Genomic DNA, 18,826 nt, shown 5'->3' on the forward strand with positions numbered 1-18,826 from the left:
CACCTCCAACATATTTGTGAAAGAAGCCGACAGCAATTTTGCGACCCGTCGAAATATCTCGCGGGCCAAAAACTCGGACGCTGCGAACTACCACCAAATCCGCCCCACACGTTGCCTTCCAGCGGAACAAAATCGCTTGGCATCGCGTTATGAAGAAATCAAGTTCAACTCATTCAAAGTTAGGACGACCTATGATACGGACACTTCTGGTCGGCGCGGCTATCGCGGCAGCCGGGATCGGTGCAGCTCCGCTGGCTAATGCAGGGTCTGACTCGTCACAGTGCGTGGCCAGCCAGGGTATGGTCAATATCCCGCGGAGCGACCCGCACTACCGCGCCGATCTCGACCTCAACCACAACGGCATCGCGTGTGAATTCGTAGCCGACTGGCCTTCGACGTCATAAGCCGGCGGGCCGCCGACGCCTGCGGTCATCACGGTACGGCCGCAGGCGATCTATTTCATCACTCTTCGTTGGCGCGCCGCCACAGAACATATTGTCGGGTGCCTTCCCGCAGTGACGTGGTGGGCTGCCATCCGAGTTCTTTCCTGGCCTTGGTGCCGTCAAGATAATTCTCGGTGTACAGGTTGCGCAGAGTTGCCAGTGTCAGGTACGGCATTTCCTCGGAGCGCCGCAACTTAGCGATGGTTTCTATCGCATAACACCACAGCCAGGCCATGGCGTAGGGCATGGTTATCCAATGCCGCCGTATTCCGCGCGCTTCGATCATGGCCTCGGTGAACTGCTTTAGCCTTACGGGTCTCCCGGCGACGTTGTACACCTGTCCGACCGCCTTGTCGTTGGTAGCCGCCAGGATAGCCAATTCAGCGACGTCGTATACATAAACAATCGAGTATCGCGGATTCGCCCGGCCCGGCCAGATCATGACGGGAAAAGAGGTCTGGTTGTAGACCCGATCACAGAAAAGCTTGTCACGCGGGCCATACGCCGTGCCTATCCTGATCATCGAGACCTGGATTTTGCCCTGTCGATGGTATTTCCAGCAGGCCCGCTCCGCGAGCAGCTTTGCGTAGTCGTAGTAGGTCAATGGTGTCTTCTGCACTATTGTCGGGGTTGATTCGTCGACCGGAATATCACCTTCTTGGCAGGCATCGCCGTATACCGCGCACGAACTGACATGAAGAAAACGTCGGACCCCGGCCGCAGCGCTGGCTCTCAGCATATTCTCCGTACCGTGCACCGTCGTTTTCTCGAACTCGTCCCATCTCCCCCACCCCGGAGTGACCTTTGCCGCCGCGTGAAAAACCGTTTCGATGCCTTGAACGATCGGCGGCAAGGTTTCGTAGTCGGTAATGTCGCCGACGACGACCTCCGCCTGAGTGGCCCGGAGATGAGTAAGATCGGATGTCTTTCGGGCTAGCGCACGAACCTCGTGACCCCTGGCCAGGAGACATTCGACGAGTGCGCTTCCGACCAGCCCGGTGCTTCCCGTAACGAGTGTCTTCATGATGCCTGCCCAAAAATATTGTCGGCGTTTTGCCGGCATTTGCGGCCTGGTATGGCGTGGTATAGAGAGACCCGACTCCGGCCCGGTCGTTAGCGTATTGCCAGGTGGTGCGAAATGTCAAGTTCAATTTCAATTCATCTGGGGCGTAACAACGGCGTGGATGACGCGAATTTATTTCGAGGCGGCCGCGCCCGGGAAAAAGACCGTCCTTGACCATTATGCGTAATCACAACTAGAATTCAGCACCGAGACCCGGTCGAGGGAGCGGTGATGGGCAGTGAATCGGATGGCTTCAAAAGACGATATGGGCCGTGGGCGCTCATTGCCGGCGCGTCGGTAGGGCTGGGTGCGGCTTTTGCCGCTGAGCTGGCACAAAGAGGCTTGAACCTGGTGTTGATTGCACGCAGGTCCGGTCCACTGGAGTCGCGGTCCACCGAACTCGAAGACAAATACGGTGTATCGGTGCAGACCATTTCGATGGATCTGGCCGCCCCGGACATGATGGAAACGATTATCAGAGAGACAAACCATCTCGACATCGGATTACTGGTATACGACACCGCTTACATGCTGATCGGTCCTTTCCTCGGCCATTCTGTCGAGAGTCATCTGCGGGCTATTGACGTAAATTGCCGCGGTCCGCTGATGCTGGCACATCACTTCGGACAGCAGATGAGCGCGCGGAAGCGAGGCGGGATCATATTGATGACGTCGCTTTCCGGCATGCAGGGCGCTCCCTGGCTGGCGAGTTACGGTGCCACCAAAGCCTTCAACATCGTTCTGGCCGAGGGATTGTGGTACGAACTGAAGCCGCACGGGGTCGACGTCATGGCCTGTTGCGCGGGCGCCATCGAGACACCTAACTACACCTCCAGCAACCCGGCGAGTCTGAGATTTTTCGCTCCTAAGCCGTTGACGGTGGACAAGGTCGCCCACGACGCCATCACTGCTCTGGGCAGTAGTCCGCTGCTCATTCCCGGAGGCGCCTACCGCGCCTCGCAGACGTTGTTGGAGCGGTTCGCATCGCGGAAACGTCGGATAAGCATCATGGGGAATTCCACCGAGAAGATGTATGGCGACAGGCGGGTGACGCTGAACTAACGGCTATGGACAAATTGGTGTACATACTCTGGGACTCGGACCGCCAGCGTCGTAGTCACCGCCAGCAAAATTTGCTGACCGCCGTCGCGCCCAAACTGCTGCAGACCGGAGCTCTCAAGCTCAGCATGTATATCGTTGACCAGGATGCGAACATACGGTCACCCGCACCCTTTTACGCTGGAGAGCGGATGTGTGCTGAGGTTGCCATCTGGCTGGACGATGCCGGCGAACATGCATCGTTCGATGAGATCTTCCGAAAAGCAGGCTTCCGGTTCGCCGGTTATCTGGTTGACGAGTCGATGTACACCGAATACGGCGGTAATCGCCATTCTGCTCCGAGAAATTGGCCGGACGGCAAACGTTCCCCCGGCATTGTCGCAGTGACTTTGATGGAACGGCCCAAGCGACTTTCCCGCGCGGAATGGATTCGGCGCTGGCACGGAACGCAGTCGCCGGTCTCCGAAGCAATGCAGCCCAGAGCCCGCTATGTGCGCAACCTGGTGATCAGGGCGGTTACACCGGATGCGCCGAGCTACGAGGGCATTGTTGAGGAAGCATGGCCGTCAACCAGGCACGTCACCAACTACTTCCTCTTCTACGGAGCCGGCAGGAACCCGTTCAAACTGGTGTTGAATATCATCAAGATGTTGCGCAGCGTGACTTCATTCTTGGATTTGCACCGCATCCGCACCACGATGACAAGCGAGTACATACTGAAGAGCTGAGTCACGCCGCATTCACCTGGGCGTAGGGACTTCGGCCCGCCTTCTTGAAGAAGCAGGTGTTGATTCCGAAATTACCTACCGCGACCCCTAATCTGGATCCGATACGCAGGTAGTCCGGAGGCACTTGCATGACCCGCAAAATCTCGTGGTGAGATCGCACCTGGTTTGCGGTCGAATTCGTACGCCCTCATTGGTTATGGTCGCGGCCCATGCTGTTATGATCCCCGGCAACGACGAAGCCTCAACCGTTGTGACACTCAGGTCATCGGCGGAGCGTTCGAAATAGACCAAACCCGCTTCTTTGACTTCGAGACTTCGAGGCAATACGGTGAGACCGATGACGTCGTGAAGACCGTATGATTCAAGTAGCTGCCCCACCGCGCTGAGAAAATCGGGATTCTGGCTGAGTTTTTGGGCGGATGAAACCGCTACGGGATCGGTGCAATACTCCAATGGATGGAATTGCGCCGTTTCGGGTTGCCACTTCCACCGAACCGCAACTGCCTCAGGGATCACGGCTTCGGGCCGTGCCACGAGTGCGGGACGACCGTCATCCAGCACCGCTGGCCTCTCGACAATTGCCGTGTCACCGCTGACCGGGAAATGACTGTGCAGCAGTAGCGGGCCGGCTATCTCATCGAGCCCAACTTTATAGAGCTCGGCCTCAACCAATATCTCAGCGAAATCGTCCAGGAAGTTGTCAAACTCTGTTCGTGATTGCCGCTCTTTGTCGGCGTCCTCGACGTTCGGAAGCGCATTGTAGATTTCAGCATGTCCGGGCATAAGCATGCTAGTCATATTCGGCGCACTCCATTTCACTTGGTTATATTGTTTTGTGAGCCACACTTTGACTGCGCCCGTGCACTGCTTCGGCGCAGCAAGTGAATCCTCAATCCGGAGGCGAAGTGGCCGCATCAGCGCACCCAGTGGCGAGTGCTCGTCGCCCACTCGTCATCGCCTCATCTGTATTGGCGACCACCCTCCGAGTCATCTTCTGAGGAGCAACTTCGAAGGTTTCATTCGAGGCTCCTCGCAGTGCAGTGCTTTGTCGATGGGCCATCTGGCCGCACGCAAAGCGTGACATCGTGTTCCGCGACGCGAGCGCCGCATTGAGCAGAAAACGTGGACACCTGGATGCGCGAACTCGGTCGCCGGCACCGGTCGACGCAAGGACTTCGGACTCTACTGGCGATCGAGCACGCAGTGGTCGAATCAAGCAGATGACGCCCGAAATTCCGTGAGGCCATGATGAACCCCAGCTATCTGATGGCGCTCGATGCCGGCGGCAGCGGCGGGCATTGTCTGCTCGTTGACATCGCAGGCGGCGCGTTTACCCGCATCTTCCGGTCATGGACCCACCCGGCGGCGCCCGAAACCGGCGGACTGGGCACCGATCTCGACTTAGACCTGATCTGGGCAACCCTCGCCGAGGCCGCCCGCGCGGCGCTGGACAAGGCGGGCGCAACGCCGGATCAGGTGTTGGGTGTGGCGGCGACAAGCATGCGGCACACCACGTTGGTACTCGACGAAGACGGCAACGCCTTGTTGGCCACGCCCAACCGCGACGCACGCGCGGCCGGCGAGGCGTTTCAGCTGGCGAGCGAGTACGGCAGCGCGCTTTATGTCCGCACCGGGCAATGGCCGAGCCCGCTTGCCACCGCGGCGCGACTGCGCTGGTTGGCAAAGACGAATCCGGACGCGTGGGCGCGCGCCACGATGGTGCTCACGCTCAGCGATTGGATCGCCTACCGGCTGTGCGGCGAGTCCGGCAGCGAGCCGTCGCAATCCAGCCCCACCCTGTTGTTCGACGTGGCGCAACGTGATTGGTCGGTCGACCTTGCCGACGAATTGAGCATTCCGCGTCGCCTGCTACCGCCGTTGCGCCCCGCGGGTACCCGGCTAGGCACAGTCACGCCCACGGCGGCGGAGTTGTTCGGGCTACGCGCCGGGACTCCGGTCGCGGTCGCCGGCGCCGATACCCAGTGCGCCATGCTGGGCGTCGGCGCGGTAGCGCCGGGACAGGTGGGGGCGATTGGTGGCACCACGGTTCCCGTCCAGCTGGTGCTCGACCGACCGGTTGTCGATCCCGACGAGCGGCTGTGGACCGGTTGCCACGTGCTGGCGGACCGCTGGGTGTTGGAGAGCAACGCCGGAGCGATGGGTGAAGCGCTCGACTGGTTCGCACGCATCCTGCACCCGGACGCCGAGCATCCGGTGGCCCACTTCCTAGCCGAAGCGGGGTTGTCTGAGCCGGGTGCGGCCGGCATTCTGTCCACCCTTGGCACCGGCGTGATGAACGCGCGGGAATTGCGGCTGCCCACCGGCACTATCACGCTGTCGCACCTCAGCACCGCCCATGATCCGCAACGGCGGCGCCACCTGGAGCGTGCCGTGGTCGACGGCATGGCGTATGCGGTGCGCGCCAACCTCGAGCAGTTCCGTGACGTCGCGGCAACACACACCAGCCCCTCCGCGTTCAGCCTCGCCGGCGGCATGTCGCGCAGCGCGGTATTCGCGCAGGTACTCAGCGACGTCCTCGGCATGCCCGTCGAAGTGGGCGCCACACCGGAATCCACCGCGCTCGGCGCGGCGCTGTGCGCCGGCGTCGCCGTCGGAGTCTTCGCCGATCTGGTCGAAGGCGCCCAGCGATTCCACGGCCAGGCCCGCACGGTGCTGCCGGACGGCGAGCGGACACGCGCCTACCACCAGCTCTACGGCGGCTGGCAACAGCTGCGGGCCGCGGGAGCCGACGCCGAAACGCTTGCGTCGCAACTGATCCTGCCGTCGGCGCTCAAGGCGATGAGCGCTACGGCTGCGCGGTCGCGACCGGCGCTGCGGCCGCGCATCATGGTCACCGCGGACATGGACGACGACGGACTGGCGGCGCTGCGCGCGCTCGGCGACACCGAATACGCGAGCTTTCGCACCGCAATGCGGCTGCTGACCGGGCCGAGCCTGGTCGAGGCGCTGGCCGGGGTGCACGTGTTCATCACCGAAGTGGACGTGGTGGACGCCGATGCGATCCGGCAACTGCCCGATCTGAGGGTCGTGGCCGCGTGCCGGGGCAACGCGGTCAACGTCGACCTCGTGGCGTGCACCGCGTTCGAGATTCCAGTCCTCTACGCCCCGGGACGCAACGCCGACGCCGTCGCCGACCTCACCGTCGCGTTCCTGCTGATGCTGGCCCGCCGGCTGCCCACGGCGTCGGCGTTCCTTCATCAGCCGGGGGTCGCCGCCGGCGACATGGGCCGGATGGGTCAGGCGTTCACCAGCCTGCAAGGTCACGAACTGTGGCACAAGACAATCGGTCTGGTCGGCTTCGGCGCGGTGGGCCGTGCTGTCACCCGACGCCTGCGCGCCTTCGACGCCCACGTCCTGGTGTTCGACCCGTATGTCGATGCCGAGCAGATCGTGCTGGCCGATGCCGGGCCGGCGACGTTGAATGAGCTGCTGGACAGCAGCGACTTCGTCAGCCTGCACGCCGCGGTGAGCGAACAGTCACGCGGAATGATCGGCGCCGCAGCACTGGCCCGCATGCGGCCGGGCGCTTGCCTGGTCAACACGGCGCGCGCGGCGCTCGTCGACGAGGCTGCCCTGGCCGACGCGCTGCGCAACGGACACCTCGGCGGCGCCGCGCTCGACGTCTTCAGCGTCGAGCCCCCGGGGTCGGATCACCCGCTGCTGGCCCTCGACAATGTGATCGCGACGCCGCACGTCGGCGGCAACACCATCGACGTGGCGGCGCACCAAGGGCGGATGATCGGCGCAGACCTGCGCCGACTGCTCGTCGGCGAGGCGCCGCTGCACGTCCTCAACCCCGAAACCCTGCGTAGCTTCGACTGGACCGCACCGCGCCCGACACCGGAACCCGGAGTCCTCGAACAGTTGGCCCGCCAACCCGGGCCCGCGGTGTCGGACCTGCAGCTCGACCGGGGCGCGGCCGCTGCGCAGCCTGAACCAGCGCCCCCCGCAACGACATTGGCGCCGGGCGCCGAGGTGCCGCCCGAAATGCGCGACGGCATGCGGCGCATCCTGAAAGGCTTTGTCGACCGGATCACCCACGATGAGGCGCTAAGCGCTTTTGCCGCAGGCAAATCCGTCACGCTGCACTTCACGCTCACCGACCTGGAGCTGGCGTTCTTCCTGCAACTACAGGGCGGCGCGATCACCGCCGACCTCGGCGATCCCGCTACGCCCGCCGACGTCGAATTACGCATGCGCGCCGAGATCCTCGACGGGATGTTCACCGGGCGCGTCAATCCCATGCAAGCGGCTATGGGCGGGCGACTCTCGTTCAGCGGCGACACAGCCAAGGCGATGACGTTGCAGAACATGCAGGACGATCTGGCCCGGCTCTACCAGGAGGCCCGCGAGGAAGCCGGTGATCCGGGCGATCTGGCCACCATCCCCGACGCCACCGCAGCCGTGCCGTCCGCCGCACCCGCCACCGCATTGCCGACACCAACCGGATCCGCGGGAGATCTCCGGGACACCCTGCTGCAGACCGTGCACGAGCTCTACACCGCCGAACTCATCACCGCCACCGGCGGTAACGTCAGCGTGCGCATCCCTGGAACCGACCAGCTGTGGATCACGCCCAGCCAAATGTTCAAGGGGGACCTGCGGCCCGAAATCCTGGTGCGCCTGGACCTAGACGGGCACGTGCTTGATCCCGGCGCTCCCTCACCGTCGAGCGAACGAATGATGCACTGCCTGGTGTACCGTGCCCGTCCCGACGCGCAGGCGGTGGTGCATGCCCACGCACCGCACGCCACCATGCTTGTCAATACCGGGCTGCCGTTTCTGCCGGTGTCGACCGAGGCGGCGTTCTTCGGTGACATCCCGCGGGTGCCGTTCATCATGCCGGGAACCGACGAGCTGGCACATGCCGTGGCCGAGGCCATCCGGGACGGCTGGGCGGTGCTCATGCAGAACCACGGGATACTGGTCGCCGGCCGCAGTCTGCGCCGCGCCGCCGACATGGTCGAGATCATCGACCGCTCGGCCGAGATCATCCTGGGTTGCTACGCCGTCGGCAAGGAGCCGACCACGCTGCCCGGCGACGTGGTCGAAATGCTGCAGAAGATGGGCGATTTGATGGCGTGAAGTCCGGGCCGATGTGGCTCGTCGCACCCGCACCGACGTCAGCCCAGCTACCGCATCCAGTTCGAGGCTCGATGTCAGGACCTTTGACCCCTTTCGACCGCGTGGCGAACGGCGCACGCTACAGGCAGCGATGCGGAAAGCCGCCGAGGCGGCGCGCACCGTCGCCACAGCAAGATAGGACGGCCCCATGACCACACAAGCATCACTCGATACGACAACACTCGACACGGCGCTTGACGCTCTGCACGCTAATGCGGCCAGCTGGGTCGCCCTGTCCCTCGAAGCCAAGGTGGCACTGCTGGGAGCGTTGCCGCGCAAGATCCTCAATTTCGCCCCGGAGATGGTGGCCGCGGCCGACAGGGCGAAAGGCATCGCCTCGACCTCCAGTTGGGTCGCCGAAGACTGGCTGACCGGTGTATGGGCCTTCATCCAGGGCGTCAACTCGCACGCCCTGGTGCTCAGGCGGATACTTGCCGGGCAGGAGCCGATCAAGGCCGACGCGGTGCACACCAGGCCCGACGGACAGGTCGTCGTCGACGTCTTCCCGGTCACCGTCTACGACCGGTTGCTGCTCAACGGCTACAAGGCGCAGGTCTGGATCGAGCCGGGCGTCAGTGCTGAGCAAACGCGCAAGGACGCCGCCCGCATGTACCGCGGTGCCGGCTACGACCACCCGGGCGTCGCATCGGTCCTCGGCGCCGGCAACGTGGGAACCATTACGACGCTCGACATCCTCGACCAGTTGTTCGCCCAGGGGAACGTCTGCGTCGTGAAGATGAACCCCGTCAACGACTACCTCGGCCCGTTCTACGAGAAGATCTTCAATGACTTCGTCTCGCGTGGCTGGCTGCGCTTCGTCTATGGCGGCGCCGACGTCGGCAGCTACCTGGCTCATCATCCGAAGGTCGACTCCATTCACATGACCGGTTCGGCGGCAACCTACGACGCGATCGTGTGGGGCAGCGATGCCGAGGCGGCGACTCGTAAGGCCAACAACACCCCGTTACTGGACAAGCCGATCTCGGCCGAGCTTGGCGGACTCAGCCCGGTGATCGTCGTCCCGGGCGACTGGAGCGACGCCGACCTCAGGTTCCAGGCCGAACACATCGCATCCAGCAAGCTCAACAACGCCGGCCACAACTGCATCGCGACCCAGGTCATGCTCGTTTCGGAAGATTGGGAGCTGACCGACCAGCTCATCGCCGAAATTCGCGCCGTCATGCGTGAGGTCGAGCCTCGCCGCACGTACTACCCCCGCTCGCAAGAGAAGACCGAGCAGGCGTGCGAGGGGATGCGCGGCGCGGAGGTCCTCAGCGGCGACAAGAGCCGGGTGCTCATCTCCGATGTCGACCCGCACAGCGGTGCCAGCATCCTGCGTGACGAGGTGTTCGCCGGCGCCCTGGGAATCGTGCGGCTTCCCGGCAAGACGGCGCGCGAATTCATGTGCAACGCCGTCGATTTCGCCAACGACATTCTGCCGGGCACCCTAGGCGCGACGATCATCATTGACCCCAAGACGCGAAAGACGAACGCAGCGGCCTTCGATGACGCGATTTCCGGCCTGCGCTACGGCGACATCGGGGTCAACGTGTGGTCGGCGATGAATTTCTTGCTGGGATACACGCCCTGGGGTGCGTTCCCCGGGCACACTCCGCAAGACATCGGCAGCGGCACCGGGGTGGTGCACAACGCCTTCTTGCTGCAGCACCCGCAGAAGGCCATCGCCGAGATCCCATTCCGGCCGTCACCGCGCGCCATCCTCGGAGGCGAGTTGACGATATCGCCCAAGCCCGTCTTTTTCGTGACCAACAAGACCGCGGAGACGACGATCCGTCGACTGGTCAAATTCCTGGTGGACGGCAAGCCCACCGCGCTGCCCGGGATCTTTGCGTCGGCTTTGGGGGGATGACGGGCTTGCTCGGGCGACTCGCTCCTAGCGTCGTGGTCCGCTGACAGCCACAGCTGCTATCGCGCCGACCACGCCTTCCTCGGTGCTTACCGAACAGACGGAGGTCGCGTCCACGATTCGTGTCGGGAGCGGCGGGGCAAATACCTGTTGGCGCGGGTGCGTCGCAACTGAGGGAGCCTCAACTCAGTGCAGCCTGCGCAGCTGGCTATGCGAATTGCTCGGACTTGAGTCGTCAGTATCGGACTCGAATGCATTTGCCGGCAATAGTTTTGGAGTGCCGTTGATTGTGCGATCAGCAAACGCGGCGTAGGCTCCGTCCCACAGGGTGGGCATCCTCAACGAGGAGCGGATCGACGATGGTTCGTGAATTGCTGGTATGCGTAGCAATCACCGCCGCGGCTTGGGGTATCGCCCTCGGCGCTGCCCCGGTCGCGCAGACCGAGCCTGCCGACGCGAATTGCACGGAGGTGAGCTCAACCGGCAGCTGCGTCTACAAGAACTGCACCGACGCGCACGCGCACGGCAGATGCAACATCCCCAGCGACGATCCGGCCTACTGCCCGAGGCAGGACCGTGACAACGATGGCTTCGCCTGCGAGTGCTAACCGCAAAGCCCCATCCAAAGAAGCCGCTAGCAATCGATGCGACGAATCAGCTGACGCGGGCATCCAGCATTTGAGGCAATGAATACCGTCCCGGGCATCGTGAGATGAGCATCCCGGCGCGCTGGGCGCGCGTTCCTGGCGGGAGGGAAGATGCTATGTCCTCAAGGTCACCTTGGCGGAGGCGGCTGCGTGGGGCGGACGCTTGTGGACGGGACAGCGACCGCGGCGCCAACGGCCGTTATTGCCTTGGAGCCGAAGAGCCCGAATGTGAGCCTGGTCAGGCGGACCACAACTTTCGGGAAGACGAACCGGAGTCGACAATCCACGACCGGTGCATCGCCCCGAACACTCGATGCAAAACCTTGAGATGGCGCATTGAGATGCGGTCAACCGGCGCGCGCACGGGCACGCGAAGCCGGCTCCGGTGAACGCCGAAATGCGTTAGGACGCCGATCCTGTCCAACGACCGCGAACATGTTGTGCGACAACGGCCGGACCCGCGGCAGCGAAGGAGTGAAGTAGACAGGAGTAACCTCACCAAGCATGACCGACATCCTCATGGTCAAGGCCAAGCCGGGCAGCCGCAAGGGGCCGCTGGTCGAAATCGGTCCTGACGGTGGGTTGACGATCTACGTGCGCGAGCCGGCTGTGGACGGCAAGGCCAACGACGCGGTCGCGCGGTTACTGGCCACCCACCTGGGAGTGCCCAGGAGCCGGGTCCAGATGGTGTCCGGAGCGACGTCGAGTCACAAGCGCTTCCGCGTCAGCCGCTAGGCGCGCACGGCCAGGCGCCGGGCGCACCTCCCGACCTCTGATGCACACCGGTAGAGTCACCAATTCGTGCAGATCGCAGTCACCGGTGGCACCGGATATCTCGGCGCGCACATCGTCCGTGGACTGTTGACGGCCGGCCACCAGGTACGGCTCCTCGCCGAGCCCGGCTGGGACAATCCCCCACTGCTACATAAGTTTTCGGAATTCGGGGCGATCACCGTGCATCGCGGCGACGTGCGAGAGCCCGATACCGTTGCGCGGCTCGTCGACGACGCCGAAACCGTGCTGCACGGGGCCGGCGTCGTCGGCACCGACAACCGGCGCGAGAAGTTGATGTGGGAAGTCAACGCGTATGCCACCGAGGCGGTGCTGCGTCAGGCGCATGAGCGTGGGCTGGACCCGATCGTCTCCCTCAACAGCTACAGCGCCCTCTTCCCGCCGCCGGGACCGGTGATCGGACCGGACACTCCGACTGCGGCGGGCAGATCTGCCTACGCCAAGACAAAGGGCTACGCCGATCGAGTTGCCCGGCGGCTGCAAGACGAGGGTGCGCCCATCGTGTTGACCTATCCGTCCAGCGTCGTCGGCCGGGCCTACATGACGAACCCCGGAATCACCGAGCAGGGCTGGGCCACGATCGTCCGCACGGGTGTGGCACCGCGATTGCGCAACGCCGGGATGATGATGATCGACGTGCGAGACATCGCCGACGTACACGTGGCGTCGATGAGTCCGGGCCGCGGCCCGAAACGCTACCTGTGCGGCGGTGTGATGCTGAGCTTCGACGAGATGATCAGTGCGCTCGAGGCCGGCTGCGGGCGCCATATCAGACGAATCCCTCTGTCCAGCCGTATGTTTCGGGCCGTCGGGAGGATCGCCGACGTCATCGGCGCGGTGCTGCCGCTGGGCGCCGGATTCAGTTTCGAAGCCGCACAACTGCTCACCGCGGCGATACCCACCGACGACTCGCGCACCCTGGCCGAACTCGGGGTGACCTGGCGCTCGCCCCGAGAGGCGATCATCGCGACCTTCGCGCATCGCAACGCCGACGAAACATAAGCGAGCCGTCCCGTCATCAGGCAACCCCGGGGCTCGCCGCCAGCAACCGCTCAAAAGCCCCGGCAAACCCGTCGACGATCGTTTCATGATCGGGCACCAGGGTTTTGTCGCAGGCGATGCCCACCACCACGTTGCCGTTGTAGGTGGAAATCGTGAAGCTCATGGGCTGATTACCCGATACCGGTGCCCACCCGACGATGCCCGCCACCTTGCTACCGGCCAGGTACACCGGCATCGGCGGGCCAGGAACGTTGGTGAAGGTGCCGATCGTGCGGTTGGTGAACAAGTCCACCGATGCTTCATACAGCTGCCGATTGAATCCGGCGATGGTCTCCTGCAGGCGAAACGCCACGGCCGCCTCGTGGCCGTGCTTGATCCGGTTCATCCGGTTCTTGGCTACGGCCAGGACCCGGAGGGGATCGGCCTCATCGGTGGGCAGTTCGAGTTGTACGAGGGCGAACTCGTTACCGAGATTGTCAGGCAGCGTCACGTCGACGGGTTTGAGGTTGACCGGAATCATGAAGGTCACCGCCGAGCAGCGGGCGTGGTGGGCCTGCAGGTAGTCGTGCAATGTTCCGGCCGCGCTGGTCACCAGCACGTCGTTGACCGTGCAGTTGTTCGCCCTGGCCACGGCCTTGACTTTGGCCAGCGGAATGGGCTCTGACCACGCCACCGCTTTGTCTTGGCCCGCGGTACCCGTCCAGATCGTCGGGTCGTTGCGAGTGCCGAGCAGCAGCTTGCGCAGGATGTCCAGGTCACCAGGTGCGGCGGAGAACACGTCGACCAGCGTGCCACTGCCGGGCAGCGTCGCCCGCATCATGGCGCCGACGGACTCGACGACGTCGGACGCCGCCGCCCGCGCCGAGGTGGTGATCGTGTGGCCGGCCCCCACCGGGTTCTGCAACGCCAAACGACCGAAACCGGTGGCACGACTAAGGATACGAGGCGCTGCGGCAGCCGCCCCGATCATGCCGGCAGCCACGTCCGTCGCCCGTCCGCCCGGGTCGCTCACCGTCTCTTCGATCAGCGACCTCGCGCGCTGCGCCGTAGCGGCCGCCCGGCCCGCTGCCGTGCGCAGTCGTTGCCGCATCGGCTGCCCCGGCGGGTGCGGCCGCGCCCCGTGCTGCATGACCCCGGGGCCGCGGATCGGACCTCCGGTGGGAGACGCGTCGAAAAGGCTCATCGCCAGTTCGACCATGCGCATCCCGTCGGCGACGGCATGGTGCGTCCGCATGATGATAGCGCTGCCATCCCGGTAGCGGTTCACCCAAATCCCTTGCCAGAGTGGCCGGTTGCGGTCGAGCATTTCGGTGCGGTGGCTTGCGACCAGCACCTGCAGTTCGCGGCGGTCGTCGGGATCCTTCAGGTCCACAACCGTGACATGCCGCTCGAAGTCGAACTCGTCGTCGACCTCCCACCACCACGAGCCGTCGCGGTCCTTGACCGCCAGGCTGCGGAACACGGGATAGCGGGTCGTGAGCCTCTCCTCGATAACTCGGCGCACCCGACTCCAGTCGAGCGGGTCGGTCGTCCAGACCACCGTGTCGACGACCATCAGGTTGTTCGGCCGGTCCATCTCCAGCCACAGGGAGTCCTGGATGCCGAGCCGGCGCCGCTCTGCCACCTTGCACCTCCGCGAACGATCGACCGCAAGCCCGGGGTGCCCGCGCTTCGTATCCGAGAATCATGCGCCCAGCCGATGCGCGCGGGCTACCCCGGGTGGGGCTGGTGAGGCGCCGTGGGGACCGAGGGCGCGGTAGCAGACATTGCCACCGCTTGCCGACTGGCATTGACAACGTGATTCGGAAAGAACTCCTGCCGTCGAGGCGAGCGGTCCATTGAGTCACTCCCCCGGCGGCTGCCCGTCCGTGATGGCAAACGGCGGCTGCAAATGCTCGAACATGGGGAAATGCCGCACATTCAGCGTCGCCAGTTCTAGGCCCCGCACGTCCGCCGTTGCACCGATGAGATAGTCGCCGAGTCCGATACCGTTGTGGCTGCGCCGATATCGGCGCATCATGTCTCCAGCGCGGCGAGCAATGATCTCAGTCACCGGCTCGACACGAAATGATGCAAGCAGGCGCCACACTTCGCGCCGCTCGACAGTCCGCATACCGCCGATCAGCTCCGCGATCGATACCACGCTCATTGTCAGGGGTCCGCGACTCCGAACATTGAGAAGCCAGTCGCGGGCGACGGCCACACCTCGCAAGTGCGCGATCAGCACATCGGAGTCGACCAGGATCACGACGTCCCGCGCCACACTCGGGCGAGGTGCTCCTCCCGATAGCCAGGAAAACGCCCCGGCAAGTCAACGTCTCGAAGCGTACCGAAGGAATCGTCGATCGCTTTCAGATCCGACGCCAGGTTGTCGTCAGCGCTGGCCAGAGCGCGCTCGAGCAGCTGGCGGATAAGTTCGGCCCGCGACACACCTTGCTGTTTCGCTAACCGGTCGAGGCTCGCGGTCTGCTGCTCGTCAAGGTAGATGTTGGTGCGACGCATACACCATATTATACATCACAACTGGATTAGCCAGGCGTCCCCTTCACCATTCCGACGCTAACTCAAAGTGGTGTGGCACTGTTGGTTTGACCGCACAGGGGCCGCTCGTTGGGCGGCGATTTGGCTCAGTTCAGCGTTCAAGTCGGCCTCTGATTTGGTAGCCGCGTCCCGATCCTGGGTCTAGGCGCCGGGCGGTGTTTTCATGACCCAGGTGACTTATGTTGCCACGCATGGCTATTCGCTGTCGTAGCCTCACCCAACCCGTGGGCATCACGGCGGCGATAACTCGCTGGTTGATCCCGACGGTAGCGCGAGGCCCGGGCCGGTCGACACCGGCGCTACCATTTCCGCACCCGTTTGCTGGCGATCAGGGAGGACAACGCGTGGCGCTCACGGTGGGCGAGGCCCGTTCGCTCTACGACCGGATCGGTCGCGTCCAGGACTGGCAGGCCTTCTATGAGGACACGACAATAAACCGGCTCGTGGCAAATGCCGCCCTCGCCGGGGACCAGACGATTTTTGAGTTCGGTTGCGGCACTGGTCGGTTAGCCGCGCGTCTGCTGGCGTCGCTGCCGCCTACGGTCAACTACCTCGGCGTCGACGTCAGCCCGGTGATGGTCAGCTTGGCCACCCGTCGAGTCGCCGCCAGGGCCAAGCAGGCCCGAATAGTGCTTGTCGACGGCTCGCTGCCGCTACCCGCCGATGACGGGTGCGCGGACCGAGTGCTGTCTACGTTTGTGTTCGATCTGCTCGACGAAGCCTACGCCCGGACCGTGCTCGACGATCTGCGGCGGATCCTCGCACCCAACGGCCGGCTCTGCATAGCCAGCCTGGGCCACGGAGATCGGCTGGCCGAACGAGCCATCTCGCGAACTTGGATGAGGCTATGGCGGTTTGCGCCAAAGGTTTTGGGCGGGTGTCGTCTCGTCAGCGTGACCGCTCTGCTGGAACACGGCTGGAATGTCGAGCATCACTCGCGCGTGCATCGATTGGGGCTTGTCATGGATGTCGTGATCGCAACTCCGGACACACGCCAACGATGACGGCGCCTCGGCCGATGCGGGTTAGCACTGCCAACCGCGAGGTGGCGCGCATCTCGGAGAGCAGATCCGGCGACAACAAACATTGAGAAGCGGGCGAACTGCCCACGATGCCGAATGCGCCCATGACGAGAACAGAATCGAGAGCCATAGCGGCTCTCGCCGCAATAGCCGGATAGGCTACCGGTGATGGGCGGGCGCGGGGGCTGGTTTCGGTCTCGACCCGGTGCCGAGATCTGCACGCGGCAGTAGTTCAGCGAACGACGCGTCCATGCACTCGCCGTAGTGCTCGATATCCGGCAGCACGGCCGGGCAGCCGTTGATGCTGACGAGCATGCGTCCGCAATAGCTGACCGCGCTGTGCATCAACCCGTTTCGTTGCGAGAATGGGGTGAAACCATAGCTCGCGATCATCCGAGCACCGACAAGGTAGATCGGGGACTGCGAACCGCGCATGGTGGTCACGTACGTGTTGGCGACCCACGACGTGTCCCAGTACTGCCCGAGGTGTGCCGCCCTTGCGAGACGGATCGCCGGGACTAGCAGGGAGCCCGGCAAGAACTCGGCGTACTCGACGAAAGAGCGCGGACCCACCGCCTCGATGAAGGCCTTCGAGCGGGCGCTGGACTCGTGCACGGCCCGCAGCCGGGATACCGGGTCGGCGATGTTCGTGCCGAGCGATGCACGGGCCACTGCAAGCTGATTCGCCCCGCGCCGTCCCTTGACGTGCTCCTGCATCGCGATGACCGTGACGAGCGACGATTCGGGCAACTCCCCCTTGTCCAGCAGATAGCGGCGCAGCGCGCCCCCGATGCCCGCAAGCACGACGTCGTTGACCGTGGCTGCCGGCACCTGCGTGCGTGCGGCCCGGATTGCGGCCAGGTCGTAGGCTCGTCCGTCGAAATTGCGACGGCCATCGGTGCGGTCGTTGAACCGGGTGTGGGGCACGCCGCCGAAAAGTCCTTGCTCCACCTGACCTGTCGACCTCAATCGGGTCATCGCTGCGGGCAGCCGAGCCAGGACGGGAACGCCGTGTCTGGCCGCAGACAGCAGTCGGGGCGGTCGTCGGGCATAGCTGACCGCGGCGCGGACGAGCAGATTCAGCGGCGACGGGCGCCGCTCCGGGCTCCACTCGTCCGCCGGCGCTGGCCGGGTTTCCGGGGTGGGGTCATGCAGCGCGCCGACGATGCCCATGCCCGTGATGCCGTCGACCGCCGAATGATGCATCTTGAAGCACACCACGAAGGCATCGTCCGGGAATCCCTCGATCTTGCCGAGCCCGTCGATGAAGTAGCACTCCCAGGGAGGCCGGCTCAGATCCATGCGTCGAGCATGCAGTTGTGACACCAGCTCACAGAGCTCCCGCCAGTCACCGGGGCGGGGCAAGGTCAGGTGGTGCAGGTGCCGGCTCAGCTCGAAGTTCTTGTCGCGCACCCAGTACGGGTGATCCAGATCGAAGGGGACCCGAGCCAGCGCCGAGCGAAAAGCGCGGTCCGCGCCAAGCCGGGAGCCGATATGCGCGGCGACATCGTCGAAGCTGACAGTGCCGCCCGGAGCCGTCGACGGGTCGTAGATCGCGAACGAGCTGACGTGCGCCCCGCCGGCAGCTTCGAAGTACACGAACGCGGCGTCCAAACCGCTCAATTGCTCCATCGTCACCTAGCCCGATAATCGATCGAATGCGGTCAAGCCCAATGCGCGCCGCTGTTGAGTTCGGTGGCTAGACGCAACCTCGCAGACGATGCCGTTCTTACAAGGTGAGCCAAGTCGCTGATGCTGCCGCGTGGCTAGAGGCAAAGGTCCACTACGCCGATAGCAGCGGGTGCCGAATCCGGAGACACGCCGACAATTCCCTGGCGAGGGGCGATTGAACCCACTATGTCGACAGCACATTGTCGAGCTCGCGCAGCGCTGCCGCGGCCCGCGCGATGCCGTGCTCGGCGCAGAAGCGCACCGCGTCACGAACGCCGTCCTTGCCGAGACCGGCATCGAGCGCGAGTTCGACGTGCCGGCGGAAAGACTCGCCGAGAGCCTGCAGGGCGACATCGGAAGTCAGCGCCATGATGGCGCGCTCTCGCATGCTGAGCCGGTCCTCCGACCACGCCCGCGACAACTGCCGATCAATGAATTCGGTGGTCCATTCGTCGCCGGTGTCGAGGTGTCCTACCGCGGCGTCCACGACAGCGGGTGCCGGCAATTCGTCGAGATCACTGGTGTCCATGCCGATCTCGGTGGCGACCTGCTGCAGCCGGGCAAGTGCGTCGGCGACCGCCGGATAACCCGAATACGGGGCGACAAACCGGATCGCGGCCAACAGGTCGGCGTAGCTCAGACCGTGCATGGTGGCCGCGGTGACGTGCATCCGGAACGCCAGCCCCAGGGTCGGACGGCAGATATCCATGGCCAGGTTCTGCATGAGCTTCTCCCGTGCGCTCGTCCCGGGCAGCGAGAACGTAGCCGCCCCCACGTCCAGTGCGAGTCTCTCGAACTGCGGATCCACCTCACCAAGCGGACTGCTCGGTAACTCCACCGTCACTC

The 18,826-nt window shown here is 64.2% G+C and carries 16 protein-coding genes; 9 read left to right on the top strand and 7 right to left on the bottom strand.

Annotation, left to right across the window (positions count from 1 at the left end):
* Positions 1–299: 299 nt before the first annotated feature.
* A complete protein-coding gene (locus EET10_RS32350; protein WP_225722907.1) occupies positions 300–404 on the top strand; it encodes an excalibur calcium-binding domain-containing protein in 105 nt (34 codons plus the stop codon).
* A gap of 58 nt (positions 405–462) precedes the next feature.
* Here the strand turns inward: EET10_RS32350 and EET10_RS17585 are convergent, their stop codons facing one another.
* Positions 463–1,467 (bottom strand): NAD-dependent epimerase/dehydratase family protein, encoded by a 1,005-nt coding sequence (locus EET10_RS17585; RefSeq protein WP_063467381.1) that lies wholly within the window; start codon positions 1,465–1,467, stop codon positions 463–465.
* A 270-nt stretch (positions 1,468–1,737) separates the two neighbouring features.
* Here EET10_RS17585 and EET10_RS17590 point away from each other — a divergent pair, with 270 nt between their 5' ends.
* Complete coding sequence (locus tag EET10_RS17590) at positions 1,738–2,568, top strand: SDR family NAD(P)-dependent oxidoreductase (RefSeq protein WP_051490476.1); 831 nt, start codon at positions 1,738–1,740, stop codon at positions 2,566–2,568.
* Positions 2,569–2,573: 5 nt separating this feature from the next.
* On the top strand, positions 2,574–3,293 hold the full coding sequence (locus EET10_RS17595; protein WP_063467380.1) for a hypothetical protein: 720 nt from the start codon (positions 2,574–2,576) through the stop codon (positions 3,291–3,293).
* Positions 3,294–3,380: 87 nt separating this feature from the next.
* On the opposite strand, the gene EET10_RS17600 is transcribed toward EET10_RS17595, so the two are convergent.
* Positions 3,381–4,241, bottom strand: a complete 861-nt coding sequence (locus EET10_RS17600; RefSeq protein WP_136624747.1) for a hypothetical protein — start codon at positions 4,239–4,241, stop codon at positions 3,381–3,383.
* A gap of 297 nt (positions 4,242–4,538) precedes the next feature.
* Between EET10_RS17600 and EET10_RS17605 the strand changes: the two genes are divergently transcribed.
* The 5 genes from EET10_RS17605 (at position 4,539) to EET10_RS17625 (ending at position 12,746) form a co-directional block, all read left to right on the top strand.
* Positions 4,539–8,399, top strand: a complete 3,861-nt coding sequence (locus tag EET10_RS17605; RefSeq protein WP_122502361.1) for an NAD(P)-dependent oxidoreductase — start codon at positions 4,539–4,541, stop codon at positions 8,397–8,399.
* A 187-nt stretch (positions 8,400–8,586) separates the two neighbouring features.
* Positions 8,587–10,308, top strand: coding sequence for an aldehyde dehydrogenase family protein (locus EET10_RS17610; protein WP_122502362.1), 1,722 nt, complete (start codon positions 8,587–8,589; stop codon positions 10,306–10,308).
* 356 nt (positions 10,309–10,664) lie between these two features.
* Positions 10,665–10,913, top strand: coding sequence for an excalibur calcium-binding domain-containing protein (locus EET10_RS17615; protein ID WP_036402553.1), 249 nt, complete (start codon positions 10,665–10,667; stop codon positions 10,911–10,913).
* A 543-nt stretch (positions 10,914–11,456) separates the two neighbouring features.
* On the top strand, positions 11,457–11,687 hold the full coding sequence (locus EET10_RS17620; protein ID WP_036402546.1) for a DUF167 domain-containing protein: 231 nt from the start codon (positions 11,457–11,459) through the stop codon (positions 11,685–11,687).
* Positions 11,688–11,753: 66 nt separating this feature from the next.
* On the top strand, positions 11,754–12,746 hold the full coding sequence (locus EET10_RS17625) for an NAD-dependent epimerase/dehydratase family protein (RefSeq protein WP_063467376.1): 993 nt from the start codon (positions 11,754–11,756) through the stop codon (positions 12,744–12,746).
* Positions 12,747–12,762: 16 nt separating this feature from the next.
* On the opposite strand, the gene EET10_RS17630 is transcribed toward EET10_RS17625, so the two are convergent.
* The 3 genes from EET10_RS17630 to EET10_RS17640 all read right to left on the bottom strand — a co-directional run bounded on the left by EET10_RS17630 (position 12,763) and on the right by EET10_RS17640 (position 15,248).
* Positions 12,763–14,370 carry a WS/DGAT domain-containing protein gene (locus EET10_RS17630; protein ID WP_036402544.1) on the bottom strand — a complete coding sequence of 536 codons (1,608 nt, stop codon included), beginning with the start codon at positions 14,368–14,370 and terminating at the stop codon, positions 12,763–12,765.
* 219 nt (positions 14,371–14,589) lie between these two features.
* The gene (locus EET10_RS17635) at positions 14,590–14,994 is read right to left on the bottom strand and encodes a type II toxin-antitoxin system VapC family toxin (RefSeq protein ID WP_036402846.1); all 405 of its coding nucleotides are present in this window, start codon (positions 14,992–14,994) and stop codon (positions 14,590–14,592) included.
* On the bottom strand, positions 14,991–15,248 hold the full coding sequence (locus EET10_RS17640) for a ribbon-helix-helix domain-containing protein (RefSeq protein WP_036402542.1): 258 nt from the start codon (positions 15,246–15,248) through the stop codon (positions 14,991–14,993). Before EET10_RS17640 ends, EET10_RS17635 begins: the two co-directional genes overlap by 4 nt.
* Before the next feature lie 383 nt (positions 15,249–15,631).
* Between EET10_RS17640 and EET10_RS17645 the strand changes: the two genes are divergently transcribed.
* The gene (locus EET10_RS17645) at positions 15,632–16,291 is read left to right on the top strand and encodes a class I SAM-dependent methyltransferase (RefSeq protein WP_063467375.1); all 660 of its coding nucleotides are present in this window, start codon (positions 15,632–15,634) and stop codon (positions 16,289–16,291) included.
* Between the two features lie 177 nt (positions 16,292–16,468).
* Here EET10_RS17645 and EET10_RS17650 read toward each other — a convergent pair whose 3' ends face one another.
* On the bottom strand, positions 16,469–17,941 hold the full coding sequence (locus EET10_RS17650) for a wax ester/triacylglycerol synthase family O-acyltransferase (RefSeq protein ID WP_063467374.1): 1,473 nt from the start codon (positions 17,939–17,941) through the stop codon (positions 16,469–16,471).
* 223 nt (positions 17,942–18,164) lie between these two features.
* On the bottom strand, positions 18,165–18,824 hold the full coding sequence (locus EET10_RS17655) for a carboxymuconolactone decarboxylase family protein (protein WP_244601994.1): 660 nt from the start codon (positions 18,822–18,824) through the stop codon (positions 18,165–18,167).
* Positions 18,825–18,826 lie beyond the last annotated feature (2 nt).

This window comes from Mycobacterium pseudokansasii (assembly GCF_900566075.1).
In the GTDB taxonomy this organism is placed as follows: Bacteria; Actinomycetota; Actinomycetes; order Mycobacteriales; family Mycobacteriaceae; genus Mycobacterium; species Mycobacterium pseudokansasii.